Consider the following 26060-nt stretch of genomic DNA (forward strand, 5'->3'; position numbering starts at 1 on the left):
CCCTACTCTCTATATTTAGCTTTCATATCATCAAAGTAATCATTTATTTCATTTTCTAAAGAATCAAGTAAAGAAAAATCATCATTAGGAACGTTATATTTCATTTTGTATAATTTTTCCACTAAGTCCTTATCCATAATTTTACTAATAGGAACACCAAGTTTTACAGCTTCTAACCCTTGATTATAAAATACTTCAATAACTTTAAGCATTTTATATTGCTTTTCTAGAGGCACAAAAGTATCTATATCGTTATAAGCATTTTGTTGTAAAAATGCTACTTTCATAACCTTTGAAATTTCTATTATAAGCCTTTGATCATCAGGAAGAACATCTTCTCCAACTAACTTAACTATCTCCATAAGTTTATTTTCTTCATATAAAACCTTTAGCATTTTACCTCTAAGGTCCATAACATCTGGAGCTACATTTTCCTCGTACCAATCTTTTAAAAGATTTAAATATCCACTATAACTTTCAAGCCAGTTAATAGCTGGATAGTGTCTTGCATAAGCAAGTTTTTTATCTAAGCACAAAAATGAAGATACGAATCTTTTAGTATTTTGAGTTACTGGCTCTGAAAAATCTCCTCCTGCTGGAGAAACCGCCCCTATTACTGTTACAGATCCTTCTGTTCCATTTAAATTTTCCACATATCCAGCTCTTTCATAAAACTCTGCTAATCTAGAAGGTAAATAAGCTGGATAACCTTCCTCTGCAGGCATCTCTTCAAGTCTTCCTGAAATTTCTCTTAAAGCTTCTGCCCATCTTGAAGTAGAATCTGCCATTATAGCTACGTGATATCCCATATCTCTATAATATTCTGCCAAGGTTATTCCTGTATAAATAGATGCTTCTCTTGCTGCAACTGGCATATTAGATGTATTTGCAATAAGTACAGTTCTATTCATAAGAGGAAGATTAGTTTTAGGATCTATAAGTTTTGGGAAATCCTCTAAAACCTCTGTCATCTCATTACCTCTTTCACCACATCCTATATAAACTATAATATCAGCATCTGACCATTTAGCTAATTGGTGTTGAGTCATTGTCTTTCCTGTACCAAATCCTCCAGGTATAGCACAAGTACCACCTTTAGCTAATGGAAAAAATATATCTATTATTCTTTGTCCTGTTACAAGAGGTTTAAATATAGTTTCTCTTTCTATAACAGGTCTTGCCTTTCTTACTGACCATTGTTGATAAAGTTTTAAGTCATATATTTTTTCTCCATCCTTTATCTTAACAATAGTTTGTTCTATATTGTACTTTCCACTCTCTTTAACCTCTATTACTGTTCCTTTAAGTTCTGGATGGACCATTAATTTATGAAGTATAGTTTCAGTTTCTTGTATTTCTCCATAAACATCTCCACCCTTTAAGTATTCTCCTAATTTAACAGTAATTTTTACATCCCATAATTTTTCTTCATCTAATGAAATTAGTCCTACTCCTTCTGGAATAAATCCATAGGATATTTCATTAATGGTTTTTAATGGTCTTTCAATTCCATCAAACATATTTCCTAATATACCAGGACCAAGCTTTAGTGAAAGTGGATTACCTGTAGGAATTACTTCTTCTCCTACCTTTACTCCTCCAGTTTCTTCATAAACCTGAATAGTAGCTTCATCGTCTTCTAAAATGATTATCTCTCCAATAAGTTTCTTATCTCCAACCATAACCATTTCTCTCATCTTAAAGCCCTTCATATTTTCAGCTTTAACTACTGGACCATTTACGCCTATTATTCTACCTTTCATAATATCACCGCCTAAGAAAGTGCTTCTATAATTTTAATTCCTACAAAATCTCTTTTTTCATTTAATTTTCTTTGTAAAGATTCATCAATTTTAAAGTGTTTATCATCATTAACTATAGAAAATCCACCTATTATTTTATTATCAATTTTTATGCTTACTAATCTATCCTTTAAAGAATTAGTAATTCTTTTAATTCTTTCTTCAAATCTTTCTTCATCATTTTTACTAAGAATTATTGTATACCTTCCCTTTTCTAAATGACTTAATTCCTTTTCTAAATTAGATATTAAATAATTTTCATAATCATCACTTCTGGTGAATTTAACTAATTCTTCTCTAGCTTCATCGATTATTTCATTAATAAAACTTTCTCTTAACGCTAAAATTTCCTTTCTCATTTCTAATTTTTCTTTTGATATTATTTGATTTTCTTTTATATTAGCTTTTTTAGTAAATTCTTTAATATAATCACTTTTAAGCTTTTTAATTCTTTCTTCTTCTTTTTTTATAAGTTTTTCTTTTTCCTCATTTACTTTTTTTAATTGTTCTTCTTTTTCTCCATTGACTTTATCATATATCATTTTTGAAAATAAATTTATTTTATCATCAATAGTAGTCATGGTATCCCTCCTATAGCTTAAGACCTATAGCCTCATTTACATACTTTAACATATAGTTTTCTCCTTTTTTTGAACCATGCCTATCTGGTATTTCAACTAAAAGAGGAGTTCCTTTTGAAAGCTTAATATCTTTAACTACATCGCTAGCCATAGATGCTGCTTTTTCGGTTATTATTATAATCCCAATATTTTTATTGTATTTTAACTCTTTTAATTTATTTTTTATTTCTTCTTCACCATGTAAAATAACACCATCAACTCCAGCCATGTCCATACCTACAAGAGTATCTTTATTATCACTTATCAAAAAGCTTTTCATAAAAATTCTCCTCTCTTATAGTCTTGAAAGAATCATTATGGATATTATAAGACCATATATTGCAATACCTTCTCCAAGTCCTACGTATATAAGAGTTTTACCTAATATCTTAGGATCTTCTGATACTGCTCCTAAAGCTGATGAACCAACTGCACCAACTGCATAACCAGCTCCTATTGTTGCTAGTCCTGTAGATAAACCTGCTGCTAAATAGCCAAGTCCATTTGCGCTAGTTGCAGATGTTGCTGCATGAGCTACTGTTGGTATATTCATAATTAAAGCCATTGTCATAATTGGTATAAATACACTTAAATTTATTTTTAAAGCCTTCTTTATCTTAATCTTTCCTTTAATTCCATCTTTTCCACTTGTAACTACCCCATAAGTTATAGTTGATACTACTATTAAAAATGTTAATCCTAAAAGTATATACATAATAAATCACCTCTTCTAAAAATTCTGTTATAATGATAATCCTACTGGCTTAAATTCTATTCCAGCACCATCATAATATTTGCTAAATAATTCATAATATTGAAGTCTCAATCCTTGTATAAATACTATTAAACCTTCAAGACAAATTATAATTATATTTCCTAATATTAGTATAAATGCTGAACCTACTGCATGATTCATCATATCTGCCATAGCTGCAAATGCAATAAATAATCCAACGTGATTTAATGCAAAGGCACCTACTCTTATAAATGAAACTGTATTTGAAAACATTGATAAAACTGTTTCAATTACTTCAAAACTAGCCTCAATAAAATAATCTTTAGGTCCATCATTAAATAAAGGTTTCTTGCCTTGAATTAAATTGGATATTGGTTGTTTTAGAAGTATTAATACTAACATTGAAACTAAAATAATAATAAATACTGAATTTGGTATTAAATCTATTTTTAAAACTTTAGTTAATATAAATAAAAGAGCAGTTACATAAAATGTAAGGCCTGCTATACCATCTTTACCAAAAACTCCTTGTTCATAGTCCTTTCTTCTCATTCTATTAATAATTCCTAAGATAAATCCTAAGATTAATAAAATGCAACCAAAAACTACTGCCCAAAGTAATACATCTTCTATATCCTCCATAGGTCTTACTAAGATTGCTGATATAATCTCTTCTGAACCAAATACACTTCCGTAAAGGAATCCAAATATTGTTGAACTTATTCCTAATCTAGCTAAGATTCCTCCTAGACCAATTTTACCTTTTTTATATTTAAGCAATAATCCAATTAAAAATAAAACTAATCCTTGTCCAACATCTCCAAACATAGCTCCAAATATTACTGTATAGGTTATTGCTAAAAATATAGTAGGATCTATTTCCCCATAAGTTGGAGTTCCATACATATCTACCATTATTTCAAAAGGTTTAAATAATGGAGAGTTATCTAACTTTGTTGGTGGCGGTGTTTCTGTATTATTAACCTCATTTGCAGTCTTTTTAATAACTAATACATCGTTACCAAAATTTTTGCAAACATTATCAAAAGCATCTAACATACTTTCTGGCACCCATCCACACAAATAAAAGAATTCATTAGTACATGCTACCTTTCTTTTTATTTGTTGAGATAATCTTTCTAGTCCCTCGCTTTTTTCACATATATATATTTCTTCATTATTATCCCTTAAAAAGCTTTTAATTTCTTCCTTTAGTTGATCCTTTTCCTTTTTAGTATTAACTAATTCATCTTTTAATTTTTGAGAAACTTCATAAGGAGTTCCTTCATAACCTTCTGGTATAATTAGCTCTTCACAGGCTGCAGAATCAAATATTCTATTTAATTCTGTTTTAAACACCTTAGGAGATAATGATAAAAATATACTCTCATCCTTATCCCTATAAACTACTTGTATTATAGAAGGTATATTTTCATAATTATCTTCTAACTTTTTCATATTATCTAATTTTGTTTTATATAAGGCTACATCGAAATTCTTCATTGACTTAATTTCTTTTAAATCTTTATCGACATCTTTTAAGTATGCTAGTGAAATTGAACTTTTAGATAAAACCTCTTCTTTTTTGATGATCAATTCATACTTTTCTGTTTTTTCAGAAAATTTTTCGTATAAAGATTTAATTTTCTTTTCACAGATATCATACTTATAAATTATTTTATTAACTTTTTTATCTTTAATCTTAAATTTTTTCTTTGCTTCTGCCATTTTTTTAAGTAGTTTATGTGTGTCTGTAGTATTATCCTTAATTTCATAAGGTCTTATATAACAAACATCTATAATTGCTTCTAAATTATCTTGGGAAGTTTCTAATAGAAAATCCGAAGAGTTTATTTCACTTAAAGCGCTTATAGGTTGTATGCATTTTTCTAGAACTAAATACTTAGAAAATTTATCTAAATTTTCTATAGTTCCTACTACATTCATCATATACATCTTCTCAATAGCCACAATCTCACCGCCTTTATTAATTCATTGCCACATACTCTTTACTTTCATCAAAATCTAAGCTATATCTTTTTTCTTCTGCTATAGTTATTATCTCATTTATTTCTAGTCTATAAAGTATTATAAAGCTTAATAATGTGGATAGATTACTTTCATTCTTTGAAAATATTTTGCTTACGAATTTTTTTAGGCATTCTTTCTCATTTAACTGTATATTAGCTACATCTGTAGTATCATATATGCTTTTATATGGAAATTTTCTTATTAAATCCCTAAACTCATCAATTCCTTTAGCATAGCAAAGATTTTTTATTAAGTCTTTCTTTAGTTTATACCTATCATATATAGTGAAATTATAAAGTTCTTCTGGTGTAATCTCATAGTAAAACTTTCCTCTATATATCCAAGATAAATTAGCTAAATCTGCTTGAAATCCTATTATTATTTCTAAAGCTTTTCTATTTTCCTTATTTAATTTTTTCACAATTTTTCTTATAGATGAAAAATATAAAAAATCCAGTTCAGTTTCTAACATAAATAAACTTTTATCTACTTTATCTATATTTCTTTTTATTGTTTTATAGTAAATACTTCCTTTAAGCCTTTCTGATAAATCATCTAAATTTTTTGCTTCTATAAGATAATCATAATCTATTGTGTTGAGTTTACTTCTAAATAGTAATGCTTTTTTTATATCTTCCTTATCTTTTTCAATAAATTTTCCTCTAATTATTAATTTTAAATCTTCTACTTCATATCTTAAGAAAAGTATAGATATAACTTTTTTATAATCACCACTAAAATAATGACTTAATTTTTCAAGGAGAGAAACAAAGTTTTTATTTAAAAGCATTTCTAAATTTATTCTTCTTAAAACACTTATATCTTCTCTTTCTAATAAATTTTTATAATGGGTTTTATCTCTTAATATCTCTACAACTTTATTGTAGTCTTTAGCATTTAAAAGCTCATCATAAACATCTTTTTTTATCATTTTTCCCTTAATAGCCATCATTTTAGAGTTAACTGCACTAAATTCAACTAAATTTCCCATAATAACCACCTCTATTAGGTAAGTATTTCTTTAACTACCTCCATAACTATGTAATTTTTATTTTCTTCGTATTTTAATCTCATTTCTTGTAGTGTTTTGTTTTTTTCTTTAACTATATTTTGTCCTATACAATGAGCTTCATCTACCTTTTCATTATAAATAGATTCTTTTATATGTTTTGCTTCCTCCTCCCATTGCTTTTCTAAAATATTAATTCTTTTTTTAATTTCATTTTGTTGTTCTTTAACTAATAATTTAATATTGCTTCTAAGTGTCTCAGCATCTTTGTCAATTTCTATTATTTTAGATATTACAGAATCCATATAATCCCTCCTCTCTACTACAAATAACAAAATGAGACTGATTATAAACTAAGAAAACCCTTTATATTTATTTTATAAATATTAACAGGTTTCCTAAATAATATTATTTTGTTTATATATTGTATATTTTGTAAATATTATAACAAACTATTAAAATTTTTAAAATGTAATTTTTTCCATATATCTTTCTAAAATGATTTTTGCTTAAAATAAAAGAGACAAATACCTTTAAATATAAGGTAAATCCCTCTTTTATTTTAAACTTTTATTTATTTTTTATTATCAATATCTTCATAATCAACATCTACAACTTTATGATTTTCATATTCATCATCTATATTACTATTAAAATTTTCTTCATATACAGTATCTGATTCTTTTCTTTTATGCTTTCTTTTATATATGCTATTCTTTATATATACATAAACAGTTACTATAAGAATTCCTACTATAATAACAGGAATAAACCAAACAAATAAGCTTATTGCTAAAAAAACAAGCAATATAGATATTCCTATGACTATAATACTTCTTAATGTGTTATTCATAGTTACCAATCCTTCTTCTTAAATTCTTCTACCATACAACATATTATAACATCTAAATATAACATTTGTATATTAAATTGTAGTTCTATAATTCTTAATTATTATGTCATAATTTATATTATTTTAGGCAAAATATTAAATAGGAATAATACCAGAAAGGATGAATTAATATGAAAAAATTTATATATTTATTAATTTTATTTATTTTATCATCTCTTTTTATAGGATCTAGTTTACCTGTTAATGAAGAAAAAACTCTTGACGAAAAATTTGTATATTTAACCTTTGATGATGGTCCTAATACACCAGTAACTACTGAAGTCCTTGATGTTTTAAAAGAGAAAAATGTAAAAGCTACTTTTTTTCTTATTGGTAATTTAGTCAATAAAGAAAAAGATTTAGTTCAAAGGATGGCAAAAGAAGATCACTCTTTAGGATTACACAGTTATACCCATGATAAAAACAAATTATATAAAAATTCTGAAAGTTTTATTAATGAAATGCTAGATACTCAAAAAGCAATATATGAAGTTACCGGAATTACAAGTAATATATTAAGATTTCCCTTTGGTTCTAATAATAAATCCTTTAGGTTAACTAAGACTATGGTAGATTCTCTTCATAAATATAATTTTAAAATATATGATTGGAATATAGATAGTGGTGACGGTTTAAACCCTTATCTAGAGCCATATAAAATAGCTAAAAATTGTAGTAATGCTAAAAATGGCTCAATAATATTAATGCATTGTTCCTCTGTAAACAAAAATACAGCTAAAGCTTTGCCAATTATTATAGATAACCTAAAAAAACAAGGTTTTACTTTTAAAAAGATAGATGAAAGTACTAAAGAAGTTTATAGGGTAAAAAAATAATATAAATACTCCCTTTATAAAAAGAAATTTACTTTTTATAAAGGGAGTATTTTAAGTTTAACTATTATACAGTTTGTACATCTTTATCAAATATTGGTTACCGCTTCCACTATTGCAGTTGATATTAATTCTTTATTATAAATCTCCATATCCTCTTTAGATGTTACAAAGGCGCATTCTATTATAATACAAGGCATATTAGTATATTCTAGGGTATATAAGTATCCACTTTCTACACCTCTATTATAATAACCTAACTTAGATATTTCATTACATATTTTATTTGCAATCTTTTCTGATTTTCCATTAAATTCATTAACTAAACATCTTACACCTCTGCCTTTTCCAGCTGAAAAATGTATTGATAAATGTAATGAAGATTTGCTTTTATTAGCCTCACTAACTCTAAATTTTAAAGATTCTCCTATAGAATTAAATTTCATTTCCCATGGAGTACAATCTTTAGTTTTATATCCTAAATTATTTAATTTAACCATAACCATATTCCAAATTTCCTTAGTACATATTCCCTCTTCCTTAATTCCAACTGCTCCTGAATCTGGAAAGCAATTATGCCCTGCATCTCCACTAATTAAAGTACCTTTGCTTAAATACATAATTTACCTCCTTTCTTACACATTAATACTATAATTTATGCAAAAAAAGAGGTATTGTGAAACTTTATAAATATCCTTAAAATTAATATCTACATAATTCTTATTAATCTTTCTCCATTTTCTTTAGCTTCATAAATTGCTTTATTATTTAATGTTTGTACAAAATTCTTAATTAAAGAATCCCTTAATATATAAAAATTTTCTACATCTCCATTCTCTTCATCCCAAAAATCCTTATGAATACATTTTATAGCTTTAAAAACTAATAATTCGTCACTATTTTCTAAAATATTATTTATTCTATCACATGGCATCCCCTCTATTATATAATCATTTATAGAGTTATAGATTTCCATAGCCTTTAATATATCTTTTCCATTTTTATGAACTTTTCCTGCTTCTAAACCCTTTTCTTTAAAAATATTCTTTAAATCATATAAACTTTCTTTGTTAATTTCTAATATTTTAGTTACAAAAGCTGCTTGTCTTCCTTCTAAAGAATTTATTTTATCCTGTAACCACCCATGAATATTACTTTCATCTATAATATCTTCTAATGGTTTATCTCCTATAGGTTCTCCATACTTTTCATAAACCTTTTTTATAAATTCCTCATCTAAAATTTTATTTATTTTTCCGTATTCAACAATTTTAGATTCTATTTCTTCATAAAACTTTATTTTATTAAAAAGCCAATAATGTATTTTTCCTAAAAACAAACTCATAAAAAATATCCTTTCTAAATATAAGATTTTCTAAATTATAATTTATTATATCAATTTAAAATAATTAATTCTGTAACTATTGTTACCTTATAATATCTAGGTCTATTCAAATATTATATTTAAATTTAATGACTTTTTTGATTCTCCTTAAAAACTAAAATTATTCAAATAAAACTTATGTAACTACAGGTATTATTTGTAATATTATATAAATTTACTATAATTTTTTGTATAACTTTACAAATGATAAATTCTATATTTTATCAATTTCATTAATGTGTTATATTGAGTTTAGATGTATTTAGGAGGCGAATATTATGAAAATAAAATGTAAAAATAACGCTCTTTGTTCAACACTAACTTTAGGAAAGGAGTACGTTGTTTTAGATGAAGGAGATAAATACTATGTTATCTTAGACGATACTCAAAATGAAATAACAACAAAAAAAGATAGATTTACTATAGTAGAAGATAATGATATCGCCAAAAAAACAAAAGCTACTATTACTGAGCTTACTTATCAAGTAAATAATGATTTTAAAGATATAAAGGATTTTAAAATCAGAAAGAATTCTAGTGGTGAAATTAAAGAAGTAATAATAAAATTTAAATATGAATAATATCATCTTTAGATTTATTTTAAAGGAAAAACCATAATAAAAGATAAAAATTATCTTTTATTATGGTTTTTTCAGTTATAAAATATTATACTAATTTAAAGCTTTAAACTCTTTCTTTTTAGGTATAATAACTATAAATACAAATATTATTACTAATAGTATCCCTTTAACTACACTACTTAAGCTTATACTCCACCAAACTCCATTTAACCCTAAAAATGTACCAGATAATAATATTGCAAAAGGTACTCTTAACCCTGTAAAAACTATACTTATTATAGAAGGAATTAATGTTTTACCAAGTCCATTAAAGGCTCCTGAAGTTGTTATCTCTATACACATAAATAATTGAGAATATCCTAAAATTTTAAGATATACAGCTCCCATAGATACAGCTTCCGCCTCTGGAATAAATATTTTAAATATATGTTCTCCTCCCAAAACTAAAAGAGCTGTTGCAAAAATACCTACTAAAACAGCCATTCCTATAGTTACAAAGTATCCCTTAAAAATTCTTTTCCACTTTTTAGCTCCAAAGTTCTGTCCCACAAAAGCCCCTAATGCAGTAGAAAATCCCCCTGCTGTCATCCAGGATATAGCTTCTATTTGAGACCCAACCTTCTGAACAGCAATAGCTGTGGATCCCCAATCTGCAATTATCCTTGCAATAAGCATTGAAAAAAATGAAAATAATCCATTTTGAACTGCAACAGGGAATCCAAGTTTAAAAATTCTTTTAATATATTCTCCATTAAGAGGTTCTTTTAAATTTATTCTAAAATAACTTTCAACTTTTTTTCTTATTGCATATATAAAACATAAGGTTACTATGATTTGAGCAATAACTGTTGCTAATGCTGCTCCTATAACCCCTAACTTTGGAAATGGTCCAAATCCATATATTAAAATTGGATCAAATATAATATTAAATAAAAGTCCTAAAGTATTTATATAAAATGGTGTTTTACTATCACCGGATCCATTAAATATTCCTGTAAATATAGGGTTTATAAAATTAAAACTAATTCCTATAGATACAATAACTAAATAATTTATGGACATTGAAATAACTTCTGAATCTCCTAAATTAAAAAAACTTATAAGTGGATTTCTTAATAAAATTAATAAAGTTCCATAAACTACTGACAAAATTATATTTAACTTAATACTATTTCTTATATAACTTTTAGCTTCTACCTCATTTTTTCTTCCTACAGCTTGAGATACCCCAACCTCTGCACCTATTTTAGAAATTATCATTAAAGATTGACCAAACCATATAAAAAATCCTGCTGTTCCAACAGCTGCTACAGATTTACTTCCTAAATTTCCAAGCCAAAACATATCGGTCATATTATAAGCCATTTGAATAAATGATGTGCCTATAATAGGCATTGCTAAAGCTATCAATGTAGGAACTATTTTCCCTTCTGTTAAATTTATATTCTTTTTCATATATTACCTCCTTTATTAATGTAATATAGTATAAATAATTTAAAGAAATGTCAATAATAATTAAATAAAAAACTCTTAAAGCAATTTATTATATCAAAATTACTTTAAGAGTTTCATAAGATTTTAAAAAAATTTTTATTCGCCTTCATATTAATTAAAATAAATTTTATGTTTCCTTATTGTCTTTATTTATTTTCAGATATTTTTTCTTCTTTTACATCTTCTAAAGATTCATCTTTTTTGTCATTACAACAATTTTCATTTTCTTTACATTGAGAGGAGTCATCTTCGCAGCTGCAAACTTCATCATTGCAATGACACTCATCTTCACAGTTATAATTTTCCATACCTTCTTCATTCATACAACATCCATTTTTCTTTTTATCATAAATAATTGCTCCAACTAAAGCTGCTGATGCTGCTACCAATAAAGCTACTTTTCCTTTACTCATTTTCATATTATCACCTCATTTTTTATACTTTCTCTTTATATATATTATAGTAAAAAGATTTCTAAAAAGAAATATGCTCTTTGTAATATTTATAATGTTTAAATAAAATTATCTAAGTTTTAAAATATATTCTTAATATTTAAACCTAATTAACAACTATAAATTATTATGAAAATCCAAATTTTTAATAATCTATTATTGTATTATAATATTAAAAAGGTAAATTATATATAAAATTATCTTCTATATACAAATTTTAAAATAAGGGGGATTTATAATGCACGATTCATATTGGCTTTTTTTAAGACTTATAGTTGCTGGGATTTTAGCAGGAGCTATAGGTTTAGAAAGAGAAATTAGGTCAAAAGAAGCTGGATTTAGAACACATTTTCTTGTAGGCGTTGGAAGCGCACTTATAATGATTGTATCTAAATATGGCTTTTTTGATGTGATTTCTTATAATCACATAGGTTTAGATCCTAGCAGAATAGCTGCACAAGTTATCAGTGGAGTAGGATTCTTAGGTGCTGGAACTATAATTATAGAGAAAAAAATTGTTAGGGGTTTAACTACTGCAGCAGGAATATGGGCCACTGCTGGTATTGGAATAACTATTGGATCTGGCTTATATAAATTAGCAATATTTTCTACCCTTCTTGTATTAGTGGGTCTTGAACTACTTCAAAGATTATTTAAATATCAACTAACTAAAATATTAGATGTAAATATAAAACTTTCAACTAATTCATCTTTAGATGTTTTAAAAGTTTTACAAGAAAATAAAAGCACAGTTCTAAGTTATAAATGTGATAAGCTTAAAGATAACGATAATATACACTATCTTATTGAATGTAAACTTAAAACAAAAATGTCAAACGATAATTCCTTATTATTAGAAAATATTCAAAAATTGCCTAATGTATTATCTATAAATATAGAAAATATATAATCATTAATTTTTCAGATTATTTTATATTGATTTATCAAAAATTAAGTGGTATACTAAAAAAAATATTTAAAAGAGGTAATTAACTTTATGAAAATAATAACTTTATCACTTAGTAATGTAAATAGAATATTTTACTTTAGCTATTATAGATAAGGTTTGTATTAAAAATTATAGATACAAACCGAGAGTTTTGTATCTATGATGGTTTTAAAGTTATGTAAAATAAGCCACATAGTATACTATGTGGCTTTAATTATAAAAATTTTAGGTCACATAGTAAAAAAATACTATGTGACCTTTTTTTTATAAATCTCATTAAATACAAAAGATATAATAAGGAGGCTAATTTTATGAAAAAAAAAGAAACATTTTCTAGTAAAATGGGGTTTATCTTAGCTTGTTTAGGTGCTGCCATAGGACTAGGTAACATTTGGTTATTTCCTTGGAGACTTGGAACTTATGGTGGAGCTGCTTTTTTAATACCCTACATAATATTTTCTTTTACCCTTGCAAAAACTGGTATGATTTTAGAAATAGCTCTAGGTAGATATATGAAAAAGAGTCCTTATGATGCAATTAAAAATATTTTAGAAAATAAAAATCTACCTTTAAAAAATTTGATATCTATAATACCTACATTAAGTATTTTAGGAATATTTCTTTTTTACTCTATAGTTTTTGGATGGATCTTAAAATATTTTACTTTAAGCATAACTTTTAAAATTAAAGATTTAAATACTGCTTCTAGCTTTTTAAATATAGCTGGAAACTCTAATAGTATATTCTGGCATGGCTTAGCTATTTTATTAACTGCTATAGTCGTTATTTTAGGTGTACAAAATGGAATAGAAAAATTAAATAAGTGTATAATGCCTGCATTATTTATAGGTTTTTCACTATTAGCAATAGTATCTATTTCTCTTCCAAATTCTATAGAAGGATTGAAATACTTATTTTTACCTCATTGGGAATCCTTATTAAATATAGAGACTTGGATTATGGCTTTAGGACAAGCATTTTTCTCTACATCTTTAACTGGTGCCGGTTTAGTTTTATATGGTTCTTACTTAAAAGATGATGTAGATATATTAGATGCTAGTAACAAAACTATAATATTTAACTTACTATCTGCTTTACTGTCTGCTTTAGTTATTATGCCTGCGGTATTCTCATTTGGACTAAATCCAGAGTCAGGTCCATCTTTATTATTTATAACTATTCCTGAAATATTTAAAAATATGAAAGGTGGAAGTTTATTTGCCATACTATTTTTCCTAACTGTAGTATTTGCAGCTATTTCCTCTGCTATAAATATGTTAAACTGTGGTACAGATCTACTTATAAGTCATTCAAATTTATCAAGAAAAAAAGCTACCTTAATTTTATCAGTAATATTTTTTATAGTAAGTATTCCCATGGATTTAAGTATGACACTATTTACAAAGTTTTCAGATTTTATAACTATAGTTTTAGCACCACTTGGAGCATTAATAGCTATGATATCATTTATATGGTTTTTACCTAAATTTAGAGCTTTTAATGAAATAATTAAGGGAAGCAATAGAACACTTTCTAAAAGTTTTATTATTCTTTCAAAATATATACTTCCTATATCTACTGCTATAATAATATTATTGGGTATAATTTATGGTGGAATTTAAAAATGTATTATTTGAATATAATATTAATTAAAATAAAAATATTTATAATGTTTTTTATTTTAATCTTAAAAAAAGGAACTTTATCAAATTTTGATAAAGTTCCTTTAAATATTTTAAAACTTAAAATAGAATATAAAAATAAACTATTTATACAATTTAATTATTTGTATGTAATTTGCTCCCAATCAAGAGAGTTAAGCTCTTCATTAACAAAATTAATATCCATTTTAGGATGTATTGTTTCTTCATGAGCTATAGTTATAGTAGACATTGTTATTGCAAGTTTTACTATTTCTTCTAAGGATAAGTTATTCATATATCCATAACCTAAACCTGCTACAAAAGCATCTCCTGCTCCAGTTACATTCTTTACCAAAACATCTCTGGCCTTTGTTTTTCCCCACTTTTTGCCGTTAGTAAAAAATATGCCTTCTTCATCTAAACTTATAAATACATTTTTTACTCCTAAACTCAAAAAATATTCTCCAGCTTTTAATAGATCCTCATCACTTTTTATAGGAAAGCCAGCTAAAACTTCTGCTTCATGTCTATTAGGCTTTATTGTATGAAAATATCTAACAAGATGTCTTATATTTTCAGCTCTTGCCGCTGAAACTGGATCTAAAATAAATTTTGTATTATCTCCATAGTTTAGTAATAAATATTCCATTGTTTTAGGGTTATCAGAATCTAAAACAACATACTCTGCATTAGATATAATCTCTGCTTTAGTTGATAAAAATTCTTGGTCTAATGCATTTATTATTTTTAAATCTGCAATTGCAGAAACCATTTCCCCATTCTCATCTAATATTGCCAAATATGTTGGAGTTCCTGCTCCTTCTACTATTAATGAATCACTCATATCATAGCCAATTTCTTTTGATTGACTCATCATATTATATCCATTTTCGTCATCACCAAGTATAGATATAAATTTCGTATTTACTCCTACTCTGGCCATATTTTCAGCAATATTTCTACATACCCCACCATAAGATAATTTAACTCTTCCTGGAGTTGAATTATGTGATCTATAGGTAGCTTTACTAAAACCAAATATATCTATTACTGATGCACCTATAACAAGTAAATATGGTTCTGTTGTTTTGTTCATGTTTTTCCATCCTCCTACTCTAACTTCTTTATTTTATCATAATTTTTTTTTTTGAGTAGTGGCTTTTTTCCTTATTTTAAAACAAATTGATTATTTTCTTCATTGTAAACATATCCAACAGATAAAAGTACATCTTTAAGTTCTTTTTCATCCACATTTAAATCATCACATAAATTAAAAAGAGAATTATAATAATCTCTAAGTTTTAAATTTATAATACTTAAAAGCATAAAGGGATCTCTTTGTCTTAAGTTTCCTAATTCCATTTTTCCACCTCATATATTTAAATATTTTATATTTTTAGTATTTACAATATAATTTAAATTAAAATCAAATACAAATTTTATTTTACCTAAAATTCCTCTTATTGAAAAGTTTTATATAAAAATTAGAAAGACTTCATAACATATAATTTTAAAATTATATGTTATGAAGTCTTTTAATATAAAAATATATTTATTTTATTTCTTTTATACTATTTATAATAGAACTTTTTGTTTTATCATCGCAGAAACTACTATTAACTGTATTTATATTTATCTGTTTTATTTCATCTAATGAAAAATTTAATTCTTCATATAATTTAATATATTCTTCTGTTAAATCTACATTAGAAACTGTGTTATTATCTGTATTTAATGTAACATTTAATCCCTTATCGAAAAATCTTCTAACAGGATGATTTTTAATTTTATCTACAATTTCTGTATTGTAATTGCTAGTCATACATATCTCTAAAGGTATATTGTTTTTTATTAAAAATTCTTCAACAGAGCTATCTTTGTAAGCGCTTACTCCATGGCCAATTCTTTCAGCACCTAAAAGATTTATAGAATCTATAATATTTTTTTCATTTCCTGTTTCTCCTGCATGAATTGTTACATGAAATCCTAATTTTTTAGCTTCCTTAAATAATTCTTTAAATAATTTTGGTGGAAAATCAGCTTCATTACCTGCTAAATCTACTGCAACAACACCTTTATTTATAAATTTCGCTACTTCTTTTAATTGATTGAAGTTTTTTTCATTAGTTTCATGTCTCATAAAAGAACAAATTATATTAGATTTAACTCCAAACCTTTTCTCTCCTTCATTTTTAGCATCTATTACCGCTTCTAATACATCTTTAATAGATAGTCCTTCTTCCAAATGTAAATATGGTGCGAATCTAAGTTCTATGTATTTTATATTTTCTTTAGAACAATCTTCTATTAACTCTAAAGTTATTCTATATATATTTTCCTTATCCTGCATTACTGACAATGGATATGAAAACTTTTTCAAATAATCTTTTAATGAACTACACTTATCTTCTACAGCAACATATTTTTTTAGTTCTTTAAGATCTTCTGTTGGAAGTTTTATCCCCCTTTTCTTTGAAAGTTCTAATAAAGTAGATGGTCTAACAGAGCCATCTATGTGACAATGTAGTTGAACTTTTGGCATATTTTTTATTATTTTTCTATAATCCAATTATTACACCCCCATAATATTATGTTTGTCATTATACCACCCTTAACTCCTTTAAACAACTAGAATATTTATAAATAATAATGCATAAAAATAAGCCTACAAAATTTCAAGTAAAAATCCTGTAGGCTTTTATTTTATAATAATAAAATTATAATAGGCTTATTTTTGTTTATTATGTTTATGTTGATTAGATATTTCAGGTACTGGCTCTACGTCATTTTTCTTTGGTGACTTAAATCTTTTGCTATTCCATGAAGATTGTTGGTTATTTTTTGCCATAATAGCACACCTCCTAATTGTTTTTCTTAATTTAGTATGTGCTATTTATGTTTTTATTATTTTTTATCTTCTACAATTTTATTTATAAGTTTTGAATCTATAAGTTCACTTTTGCTAAATCCTTTTCTAAAGTATCTTATTTGTTTATACTTTGTTCCATTCATTTCAAAATCTAAAATATCAATTCTATCTCCCTTATAAATCAAAGGCTCCTTTTTTCCTTTAATAAAAATCTTTATTTCCATAAAATAATACCTTTCTTAATTATTATTTAGTTAAGCATTTTTCTACACTATCTCTCTTTATAAGTTTTGTTGGAATTATTACTTTTTTAGATATTTCTCTATCCTTTTTTATCCTTTCAATGATTAAATCAACTGCAGTTTCTCCCATAAATTCTGTATATACCTTAACAGTTGTTAATGGAGGTATTATGAATTGAGCTGTAGATATATCATTAAATCCTATAATACTTATATCATTTGGAATTTTTAATCCTGCTTCACTTATAGCTTTATATGCTCCTATTGCCATAGAATCATTAGCTATAAAATAAGCTGTTGGTCTATTTTTATTTTGTAAGAATTTTTTCATAAGTTCATATCCACTAGCTGGAGTAAACTTTCCAAGCTTTATAAAGTCTTTAAATGAAAGATTTCTTTTCTCCATAAACTCTATATAAGTTTGTTGTCTATAATCTAAAACCTGTTTTTTTCCTTTATCAACAAATTCCTCTCCACCAATATAAGCTATTTTTGTATGTCCAAGTGAAGTTAAATATTCCATAACTTCATTAACAGCCTTTCTAAAATCTATTACTACAGAATCATACAAATTTTCATCTGGTGATGAATCAACAAAAACTATATTCTTAGATAATTTTCTTATTTTAGATATTTCTCCATCTCCAAACTTTCCTATTGCAATTATTCCATCTAGATTTTCATTAAAGTTTTCCATATCATCTATTTTTAAAAATTTAATTAAATTTTTACTACAACATCTATCTATTGCCATTCTTATTGATAGGTAGTAAGGATCTATAATCTCTTCTTTATCTGAATACCAATGTATAATTCCTATTGTATGTGTATTTTTTCTTCCTTTTCTCTCTTTTATTGTTACATAATTTAATTCTTCCGCTGCTTCAAATATTCTTTTTTTTGTTTCATCAGCTACATTTAAAGACTCATCATAATTTAATACCCTTGAAACAGTAGCAATAGAAACACTAGCTTTTTCAGCAATATCCTTTATAGTTGCCATAGAAAACTCTCCTATCTATTTTTTTACTTAAATTTCACAATTATTTACTATAATTTTATCAGTAATTATATATTTTATCAAACCTTATTACTATTTATATATCTTAACATTGAAAATATTTTCCATTTAATGTATTATATAGGTAATAATTGTAATTAACTTTTACTTTTATACGTTTTTTCAGTAATATTCTTATAATTATAAATCAAATTACCTAGGAGGATACTATGAAAAATAAAATTTTAGTTTATATTTGTAGTTTTTTTGTTTCTTTACTAATTTTAGTATTTTCTTCAAATATTTTGTTTAATAGTTCATCTAATTCTAGTTTATCTATATTTAAAAATAAAATTTTCGCAAAAAATTCTAATTATATAGATATAAAAATTAGTGCAGTAGGAGATATCATAGTTCATGATGATCAACTAAAATCTCAATATATACCTCAATCTAAAAGCTATGATTTTACAGAATATTTTTCTCATGTTTCTGATTATCTATCTAATTCAGACTACTCTATTGCAAATTTAGAAGGAACTTTAGGAGGTGAAAAAAGAAAATTTTCCGGTTATCCTTCCTTTAATACTCCTGATGAAATCCTTGATGCCTTAAAGTATAGTGGTTTTGATATGGTAACTGCTGCAAATAATCATATTTTAGATAAAGGAACTTCTGGATTGAAAAGAACAGTAGATATAGCAAAGGAAAAAGGGTTAGATATTGTAGGTATAAAATCTGATTCTGATGATGTTTCTTATATAGTTAAAGATATTAAGGGAATAAAAATTGGCTTTGCAAATTATGTTTTTGAAACGCCTTATAAAAATGGATCAAAAACTTTAAATTCTACTCCTATTCCCGATGAAAGTTTAGTTTTAATGGATAGCTTTAATCCTAATAGAATTGAAGATACTTTATATGTTATGAGTAAAAGAGTAGAAGATTTAAAAAAAGCTGGAGCAGAATTTATAATATTTTCCCTTCACTGGGGAGATGAATATATTAATTATCCTAATAATTATCAAAAAAAATTAGCTAAAGGATTAAGCGATATAGGGGTAGATGTAATATTAGGCTCAAATCCTCATACTATTCAACCAATGGAATTTATATCATCTGAAGTTACTGGAAAAGAAACCTTTGTAATTTATTCTATGGGGAATTTTATATCCAATCAAAGATATGAAACCTTAAAAAAACCTTCTACAGAAGATGGAATAATAGTAAACTTAAATATAACAAAAAATTTAAAAACTAAGGATATTCAGTTAAAAAAAGTAGATTATATCCCAACTTGGGTAAATAGAACTAAAAAAACTAATGGAACTTTTAATTATTCAATTATACCCTTAAATGAAAATATTATAAAAAATAATAATTTTAATTTATCTGAAGATGCTTTAGAAAGAGCAAAAAATTCTAATGAGAATACAAAAAATTTAATTGAATCTTATTCTTCTAAGTTTACTATAGCACAAATAAACTAGAATTGATTTGATTTTTACATTAGAACTTCTTTTATTACGCTTATATTCTTCTATATTATAGAAAGCTTTTAACTAAAAAAATATAAATATATAGTTAATACTTAATTAACTTTTAGGTAAATCATTTATTTAATTTTTCGCCTATATATTAAATATCTAATTTTTACAAACTTCTAATATAAAAAGAGCTATATAAATATTAAATTAATTAATTTAATATTTTCTAGCTCTTACTTTATAATAACTTTTAAATTATTAATATAAAAATACAAAATATTACTTATTTAACTTCTATTTACTATTTCATTTTAACTTCCTCACATAACAAGGATAGTTTCTTTCTAACTGAGGCTTCCTCTCTATGATTAACTAAACAGATAAGAAAATCTCCTGCTATAACCTTTGTATCTCCTTTAGGAATTATCTCATTTTCTCCTCTTTTTATAGATACTATTAATGTATTATTAGGAAAAGGTATATCTTTTAATATAGCTTCTTCTATAGCTGAACCATGATGAACTATACATTCAACAAGTATTTTATCTGTTTTAGTTTCCTCTTCTAATCCTCTTTTTTCTTTTCTTATTAATCTATCAAGTAGTGATTCATAAATAGGACTACTTTTTAATAAGTCTGCTACTAAATAAGCTGTTGCGCATACCGCAGTAGATGATAATAAATGAGTAAATGAACCACTCATCTCACATATCAATATTATTCCGGTAATTGGAGCTCTAACTATAGCAGTAAACATTCCAGCCATAGCTAAAATTACAAAGTTACTTATATAATGGCTTGGTACATTAAATAATAATATTGAAATATTTCCAAAAATAGCTCCCACCAATGCACCTAATACTAATAATGGAAATAATATTCCTCCTGGTGAGCCAGAACAAAAGCTTATCATCGAAAAAACAAATTTTCCTAATAATAATATTATAGCCATTTTTAAAATTACTTGCCCTTTTATTAAAGATTCTATTATTTCATGTCCGCCACCTAAAACTTGTGGAAGTAATAATCCAAAAAGCATAGCAAAAATAAAAGGTATTATCATTTTTATTCTTGTTGATGTCTTTATCTTTTTATATAAATCCTGTGTTTTTAAAAGTGTACTATTATAAATTGCTCCTCCAATTCCTATAAATATTCCTAATCCAATTAATAATAAATAATATTTTAATGGAATTGAATCATATCCCCCTATATCAAATAAAGGCTTTAATCCAAAAAACTGTTTAGCTACATAGTCTGCAGTAACAGATGCTGACATTGCTGACAATAAAACTAAAGGTGAAAAATTTTTATGAACTTCTTCCAATGCAAACATAACACCTGCAAAAGGAGCATTAAAGGCTGCAGCTAAACCAGCACTAGCACCACTAGTCATTAAAAACTTTTCTTCTAATTTAACTCTCTTAAACATTTTAGCTACCAACTGCCCACAACTTGCACCTAGTTGAATAGATGGACCTTCCCTTCCTAGAGATAATCCTGAACCTATAGCTAAAACTCCTCCTACGAACTTATTAAACATAACTTTTATTGGAGATACATCAAAATATCCTGCCAGTATACCCTCAACTTGAGGTATTCCACTACCACTTATCATAGGTTCTTTTTCCACTAAAAATCCTACAAAATATCCTACTATAATTAAGACTATAAGTCCTAAAGGAATATATATCTTGTTAACAGCCAAAAAACTATAAATTGTAGTAGTAAATTGTTCTGCTCTTCCTAATATAACTCTATAAAGAACTACAAAAAGACCTGAAAAGATTCCTACTAAAATTCCTTCTAATAATAATCTCAGCTTAAACTTATGCCATAAGTGGAAAATCTGAGAAGTATCACTGTTAATATTGTCTTCCATTTAATTCTTCCTCCTTCACATTTTCACCCATTTTATTATATTACTTTACAAATTGTTTATCAAACAAATGAAAATTAAATATTTATTAATAAATATATTTATGTATAATTATTCATTTTTCTTTACTATAATGCATAATTATGATAATATATAAACTATATTGAATAATATTTCAAAGGAGATAATTATGGAAATCAAAAAAAGTAATTCTATTAATAATAATTTATTAATGTTTATAATCCCCTCTCTATTAGGAGTATTTTTATTTATGACACCTATAAAATATAATGGAGAGTTTACTATACCAATTGCAATATTTTCAAGAGGAATTTTATCAGGTCTTACTAATATAATCTCCTTTATTTTGATGATATTAGTTTTAGTATCTGCAATAGTTTCTATAATAACTAAAATATTTAAACCAAAATTTATAATAAATAATAATTATTTAAATAATTTATTTAATGTAACACCTTTATGGTTTATATCAAGAATTGTTGGTGCTGTATTAATAGTATCAACTTATTTCAAAATCGGACCTTCTTTTATATGGGAGAGTAATACTGGAGGTCTTTTACTTAGTGATTTATTGCCAGTTTTATTTTCAGTATTTTTATTTGCCGGAATACTTCTTCCATTAATCTTAGATTTTGGATTGTTAGAATTTACCGGTGCATTACTTACAAAATTTATGCGTCCTATTTTTAAATTACCAGGACGTTCATCAATAGATTGTATAACATCTTGGCTTGGGGATGGTACTATAGGAGTATTATTAACTAGCAAACAATATGAAGAAGGATTTTATTCTAAAAGAGAAGCTGCAATTATAGGAACTAGTTTTTCAGCAGTATCAATTACATTTTGCTTAGTTGTAATTTCTCAAGTTAATTTAAGCCATATGTTTGTTCCTTTTTATTTAACAGTAACTTTATGTGGAATAGTGGCAGCTATAATTGTACCTAGAATACCACCTTTAAAAAATATACCGGATACTTATTTTAATAACTTAGAAAATAAACAAAGTGAAAAGATACCAGAAGGTCATACTACTTTTTCATGGGGATTAGAACAAGCAGTTACTAAAGCTTCTTCTAATACAGATATAAAAAAATTCTTTTCTTCTGGACTTAAAAATGTTTTAGATATGTGGATTGGAGTAATCCCTGTAGTTATGGCAATGGGTACAATAACTTTAATAGTAGCTGAGCATACTCAGTTTTTCCAAATACTTGGTATGCCTTTTATACCATTATTAAAATTATTAGGAATTCCTGAAGCTAATCAAGCATCTCAAACATTAATAATTGGATTTGCTGATATGTTTTTGCCATCTGTTCTTGCAACTACAATTCAAAGTGAAATGACTAGATTTATAATAGCATGTATATCAGTTACTCAACTTATATACATGTCTGAAGTTGGTGGAATGTTATTAGGATCTAAAATTCCAGTGAATTTTAAAAATCTGTTTATAATATTTATAGAAAGAACTTTAATCACACTTCCAATAATAACATTAATAGCTTATATACTATTTTAGTAATTAAAATATGAATATTATATGACCTAAAAGATTTAAGGTATTAAAAAATAAGACTTTAAAAAACTATATATAAAAAAGAGATAAATCTTACATCATTCTGTAAAATTTATCTTTTTTTATTTTTATAATTATATAAAATATATTTTAAGTTAATTATTCTTCTTCATCATAAACATCTAAAAAGGAATACTTTTCTCCATCCTTTTCCCATCCTAATATAGAATTCATATTAACATTTTGAGCTGCCTTAAATATAGATTTTTCCACATTAGGGAAACCTTTTTTAAGGTTTTCAATCATATCTTTTATTTCATATCTTTTATTACCTATTTTTTTAGCTGCAACCATACATGCACAGTTTAAAGGCCAAATTCCTGCATTTTGAGTAAATCTTTTAATATACATTTCTTCTATGTAATACATTGGTCTTATAAGCTCTATTCCTTCAAAATTATCTGCCTTTAATTTTGGCATCATTGTTTTAAAGTTTCCAGAATATAAAACATTAAGCATTGTAGTTTCTATTACATCATTATAATGATGTCCTAAGGCTAATTTATTACAACCAAGCTCCTTAGCTTTACTATATAATGCTCCTCTTCTCATTCTAGCACACATATAACACGGATAATCCTTAGCAATCTTATCTACTACATCAAAAATTCCAGACTCAAAAATTTGTATAGGTATATTTAAATAATCACAATTATCAATTAAAAGCTCCTTAATTTGAGGATGATATCCAGGATCCATTACTATAAATTCTAGTTGAAAATTCATTTGTCCATGTCTTTGAAGTTCTTGAAATAGCTTCGCCATAAGCATGCTATCCTTTCCTCCTGATATAGCTACTGCAACCTTATCTCCTTCTTCTATAAGCTTATAATCTTTTATAGCTCTTACGAATTTGGACCATATATGTTTTTTATAAGTTTTTCTTATACTTCTTTCTATATCCTCTAAAGGCTTTCTCTCATTAAATGGTACTAATACATCACAACCATTTCCTGCAATTTCACTCATTTTATCACCTCATATATGTTAACTCTTTAAATTTATTATAACTAAGTTATTATATCATCTTTATTATCTTTTGTCTTAGAAAACTGTTAAAATATAAAATGTATTTTATTTTAAGAAAGGAGTTTTTTTATGTATAATGCAGAATACTTTATAAAAAATTTAGAAATGATAGCACATCCTGAAGGTGGATATTTTAAAGAGTCTTTTGTTAGTGAAGATATTTTGCCTAAAAATACTTTTCAAAATAGATTTAATTCCGATAGAAAACTTTGGACTAGTATTTATTTTCTATTAAGAGATGGAGAAGTTTCTAATTTTCATCGCTTAAAATCTGATGAGCTTTGGTATTTCCACTGCGGTTCTTCCCTAACAATTTATATGATTTCAGAAGAGGGTAAACTTATAACTAAAGAATTAGGCTTAAATATACATAATGGAGAAGTTCCTCAAGTTTTAGTTCCAAAGGGATATATTTTTGGTTCTGCAATGAACAATAAAGGCTTTTCTTTAGTAGGTTGCATGGTATCTCCTGGATTTGATTTTAAAGATTTTGAATTATTTAAAAGGGATTATCTTATAAATAAATATCCAAAATATAAAGATATAATAAAAAAATTAACTTTAGAATAAAACATATTCTAAATAAAATATTTGAAAGTATAGATAATCTTATTTCTTAGGAAAAACAGGCATTGAATCAAACATACAATATTACTGCACAAAAAGAGGTGTTATTTAAAATGATTATAAAACCCATTTTAATACACCTCTTAACTTATTGTAATAAAAATTATCAATTTAATTAAATATTTTATTATTAATAAATATAATCTAATACATTTTCACAAAGAGATATTTTAAGCTGCTTATCTTCCATAACCTTTTTATATGAACATAAAAATTCATTAAGCTCATTATCCCTTAAATCAATTTTTTTAAAGCTTTTTATGTTTACATTTTCCTCATCTAGTATTATTTCTACATCATTATTTTCATTTTTTATAACATAAGTAGAAACAGATTTTACCTTTATTTTATTTTTGTATTTTTCATGAAAACTCATTGATTTTCTTACAATTTCATAGTCCTTAGATATATTAGTGTTAGAACTAAATGCTTTAAATTGACTTTCTAAAGTTGAAGGATCAAATCCATATCTCTCCATTAACTTTTTTTGTATTTCAACAAATTTTTCCTGAGAAATATTATTTTCCTCCATATATTTAAATATATTTTTTGTTAAATCTGCCATGCTCATAGTTCCTTGAGCTACTGAATAATAAAGCTCATAAATATATGATTCAAATTTATCTACATCTTTATTATTTTTTAGTTCATTAAAATCTATTATTCTATCCATAGTTACCTCCACTAAAAATTCTCTTAACTATTAACATTATTATATACTTTAAATTATCTTATATAAATATAATAAATACTATTTTATCATTTATTTAATAAAAGTATTAAAAAGTTATCTTATTTAATACTTTTATCTATACTATTTATAAAAAACTGCTGACAAAATGTCAGCAGTCATTATACAATCATAAAATCTATATAATTATTAAATAAATATAAAAAT

Annotated in this window: 27 protein-coding genes; 7 read left to right on the forward strand and 20 right to left on the reverse strand. The window is 25.6% G+C overall.

Annotated elements, in window-relative coordinates; translation table 11 throughout:
* Positions 1 to 2: 2 nt before the first annotated feature.
* From BUA70_RS06285 to BUA70_RS06320, 8 genes are all read right to left on the reverse strand, one after another.
* On the reverse strand, positions 3 to 1763 hold the full coding sequence (locus BUA70_RS06285) for a V-type ATP synthase subunit A (RefSeq protein ID WP_072895001.1): 1761 nt from the start codon (positions 1761 to 1763) through the stop codon (positions 3 to 5).
* Positions 1764 to 1774: 11 nt separating this feature from the next.
* Entirely contained in the window at positions 1775 to 2383 is a 609-nt protein-coding gene (locus BUA70_RS06290; protein WP_072895003.1) for a V-type ATP synthase subunit E, read from the reverse strand.
* Positions 2384 to 2393: 10 nt separating this feature from the next.
* Positions 2394 to 2702, reverse strand: a complete 309-nt coding sequence (locus BUA70_RS06295; protein WP_072895006.1) for a V-type ATP synthase subunit F — start codon at positions 2700 to 2702, stop codon at positions 2394 to 2396.
* 15 nt (positions 2703 to 2717) lie between these two features.
* Positions 2718 to 3137 (reverse strand): ATP synthase subunit C, encoded by a 420-nt coding sequence (locus BUA70_RS06300; RefSeq protein WP_072895010.1) that lies wholly within the window; start codon positions 3135 to 3137, stop codon positions 2718 to 2720.
* A gap of 27 nt (positions 3138 to 3164) precedes the next feature.
* Positions 3165 to 5129 (reverse strand): V-type ATP synthase subunit I, encoded by a 1965-nt coding sequence (locus tag BUA70_RS06305; protein WP_072895013.1) that lies wholly within the window; start codon positions 5127 to 5129, stop codon positions 3165 to 3167.
* A gap of 16 nt (positions 5130 to 5145) precedes the next feature.
* The gene (locus tag BUA70_RS06310; protein ID WP_072895016.1) at positions 5146 to 6180 is read right to left on the reverse strand and encodes a V-type ATPase subunit; all 1035 of its coding nucleotides are present in this window, start codon (positions 6178 to 6180) and stop codon (positions 5146 to 5148) included.
* 14 nt (positions 6181 to 6194) lie between these two features.
* Positions 6195 to 6503: a hypothetical protein gene (locus BUA70_RS06315; protein WP_072895018.1), complete on the reverse strand. Its 309-nt coding sequence runs from the start codon at positions 6501 to 6503 to the stop codon at positions 6195 to 6197.
* A gap of 269 nt (positions 6504 to 6772) precedes the next feature.
* Positions 6773 to 7051: a hypothetical protein gene (locus tag BUA70_RS06320; RefSeq protein WP_072895021.1), complete on the reverse strand. Its 279-nt coding sequence runs from the start codon at positions 7049 to 7051 to the stop codon at positions 6773 to 6775.
* A 170-nt stretch (positions 7052 to 7221) separates the two neighbouring features.
* On the opposite strand from BUA70_RS06320, the gene BUA70_RS06325 reads away from it, so the two are divergent.
* Positions 7222 to 7926 carry a polysaccharide deacetylase family protein gene (locus tag BUA70_RS06325; RefSeq protein WP_072895025.1) on the forward strand — a complete coding sequence of 235 codons (705 nt, stop codon included), beginning with the start codon at positions 7222 to 7224 and terminating at the stop codon, positions 7924 to 7926.
* Positions 7927 to 8012: 86 nt separating this feature from the next.
* Here the strand turns inward: BUA70_RS06325 and BUA70_RS06330 are convergent, their stop codons facing one another.
* Entirely contained in the window at positions 8013 to 8543 is a 531-nt protein-coding gene (locus BUA70_RS06330) for an N-acetylmuramoyl-L-alanine amidase (protein ID WP_072895028.1), read from the reverse strand.
* Positions 8544 to 8632: 89 nt separating this feature from the next.
* The gene (locus BUA70_RS06335; RefSeq protein WP_072895031.1) at positions 8633 to 9268 is read right to left on the reverse strand and encodes a hypothetical protein; all 636 of its coding nucleotides are present in this window, start codon (positions 9266 to 9268) and stop codon (positions 8633 to 8635) included.
* 317 nt (positions 9269 to 9585) lie between these two features.
* Here BUA70_RS06335 and BUA70_RS06340 point away from each other — a divergent pair, with 317 nt between their 5' ends.
* Positions 9586 to 9888, forward strand: coding sequence for a hypothetical protein (locus BUA70_RS06340; RefSeq protein ID WP_072895034.1), 303 nt, complete (start codon positions 9586 to 9588; stop codon positions 9886 to 9888).
* A 90-nt stretch (positions 9889 to 9978) separates the two neighbouring features.
* Here BUA70_RS06340 and BUA70_RS06345 read toward each other — a convergent pair whose 3' ends face one another.
* Entirely contained in the window at positions 9979 to 11343 is a 1365-nt protein-coding gene (locus BUA70_RS06345) for an MATE family efflux transporter (protein ID WP_072895037.1), read from the reverse strand.
* A gap of 185 nt (positions 11344 to 11528) precedes the next feature.
* Complete coding sequence (locus BUA70_RS06350) at positions 11529 to 11801, reverse strand: hypothetical protein (RefSeq protein WP_072895042.1); 273 nt, start codon at positions 11799 to 11801, stop codon at positions 11529 to 11531.
* Between the two features lie 271 nt (positions 11802 to 12072).
* Between BUA70_RS06350 and BUA70_RS06355 the strand changes: the two genes are divergently transcribed.
* Positions 12073 to 12744, forward strand: coding sequence for an MgtC/SapB family protein (locus tag BUA70_RS06355; protein WP_072895047.1), 672 nt, complete (start codon positions 12073 to 12075; stop codon positions 12742 to 12744).
* Between the two features lie 350 nt (positions 12745 to 13094).
* Complete coding sequence (locus BUA70_RS06360) at positions 13095 to 14405, forward strand: sodium-dependent transporter (RefSeq protein WP_072895050.1); 1311 nt, start codon at positions 13095 to 13097, stop codon at positions 14403 to 14405.
* Positions 14406 to 14565: 160 nt separating this feature from the next.
* Here the strand turns inward: BUA70_RS06360 and BUA70_RS06365 are convergent, their stop codons facing one another.
* The 5 genes from BUA70_RS06365 to BUA70_RS06385 all read right to left on the reverse strand — a co-directional run bounded on the left by BUA70_RS06365 (position 14566) and on the right by BUA70_RS06385 (position 18540).
* A complete protein-coding gene (locus BUA70_RS06365) occupies positions 14566 to 15522 on the reverse strand; it encodes a carbohydrate kinase family protein (protein WP_072895054.1) in 957 nt (318 codons plus the stop codon).
* A gap of 71 nt (positions 15523 to 15593) precedes the next feature.
* Complete coding sequence (locus BUA70_RS06370; RefSeq protein ID WP_072895057.1) at positions 15594 to 15788, reverse strand: DUF4250 domain-containing protein; 195 nt, start codon at positions 15786 to 15788, stop codon at positions 15594 to 15596.
* Between the two features lie 190 nt (positions 15789 to 15978).
* Positions 15979 to 16995, reverse strand: coding sequence for an adenosine deaminase (gene add, locus BUA70_RS06375; RefSeq protein WP_072895060.1), 1017 nt, complete (start codon positions 16993 to 16995; stop codon positions 15979 to 15981).
* Between the two features lie 335 nt (positions 16996 to 17330).
* Positions 17331 to 17519, reverse strand: a complete 189-nt coding sequence (locus tag BUA70_RS06380) for a hypothetical protein (protein WP_072895063.1) — start codon at positions 17517 to 17519, stop codon at positions 17331 to 17333.
* A 22-nt stretch (positions 17520 to 17541) separates the two neighbouring features.
* Positions 17542 to 18540 carry a LacI family DNA-binding transcriptional regulator gene (locus BUA70_RS06385; RefSeq protein ID WP_072895067.1) on the reverse strand — a complete coding sequence of 333 codons (999 nt, stop codon included), beginning with the start codon at positions 18538 to 18540 and terminating at the stop codon, positions 17542 to 17544.
* 227 nt (positions 18541 to 18767) lie between these two features.
* Here BUA70_RS06385 and BUA70_RS06390 point away from each other — a divergent pair, with 227 nt between their 5' ends.
* Positions 18768 to 20027 carry a CapA family protein gene (locus BUA70_RS06390; protein WP_072895070.1) on the forward strand — a complete coding sequence of 420 codons (1260 nt, stop codon included), beginning with the start codon at positions 18768 to 18770 and terminating at the stop codon, positions 20025 to 20027.
* A 298-nt stretch (positions 20028 to 20325) separates the two neighbouring features.
* Here BUA70_RS06390 and BUA70_RS06395 read toward each other — a convergent pair whose 3' ends face one another.
* A complete protein-coding gene (locus tag BUA70_RS06395; protein ID WP_072895073.1) occupies positions 20326 to 21906 on the reverse strand; it encodes a ClC family H(+)/Cl(-) exchange transporter in 1581 nt (526 codons plus the stop codon).
* A 187-nt stretch (positions 21907 to 22093) separates the two neighbouring features.
* On the opposite strand from BUA70_RS06395, the gene BUA70_RS06400 reads away from it, so the two are divergent.
* Positions 22094 to 23449 (forward strand): YjiH family protein, encoded by a 1356-nt coding sequence (locus tag BUA70_RS06400; RefSeq protein ID WP_072895076.1) that lies wholly within the window; start codon positions 22094 to 22096, stop codon positions 23447 to 23449.
* 156 nt (positions 23450 to 23605) lie between these two features.
* Here BUA70_RS06400 and BUA70_RS06405 read toward each other — a convergent pair whose 3' ends face one another.
* Complete coding sequence (locus BUA70_RS06405; RefSeq protein ID WP_072895078.1) at positions 23606 to 24475, reverse strand: tRNA 2-thiocytidine biosynthesis TtcA family protein; 870 nt, start codon at positions 24473 to 24475, stop codon at positions 23606 to 23608.
* 129 nt (positions 24476 to 24604) lie between these two features.
* Here BUA70_RS06405 and BUA70_RS06410 point away from each other — a divergent pair, with 129 nt between their 5' ends.
* Entirely contained in the window at positions 24605 to 25105 is a 501-nt protein-coding gene (locus BUA70_RS06410; RefSeq protein WP_072895081.1) for a cupin domain-containing protein, read from the forward strand.
* Positions 25106 to 25292: 187 nt separating this feature from the next.
* On the opposite strand, the gene BUA70_RS06415 is transcribed toward BUA70_RS06410, so the two are convergent.
* A complete protein-coding gene (locus BUA70_RS06415; RefSeq protein ID WP_072895083.1) occupies positions 25293 to 25835 on the reverse strand; it encodes a DUF3867 domain-containing protein in 543 nt (180 codons plus the stop codon).
* Positions 25836 to 26060: the final 225 nt, after the last annotated feature.

Origin of the sequence: Clostridium fallax (assembly GCF_900129365.1) — a bacterium.
Lineage (GTDB): Bacteria > Bacillota > Clostridia > Clostridiales > Clostridiaceae > Clostridium_AH > Clostridium_AH fallax.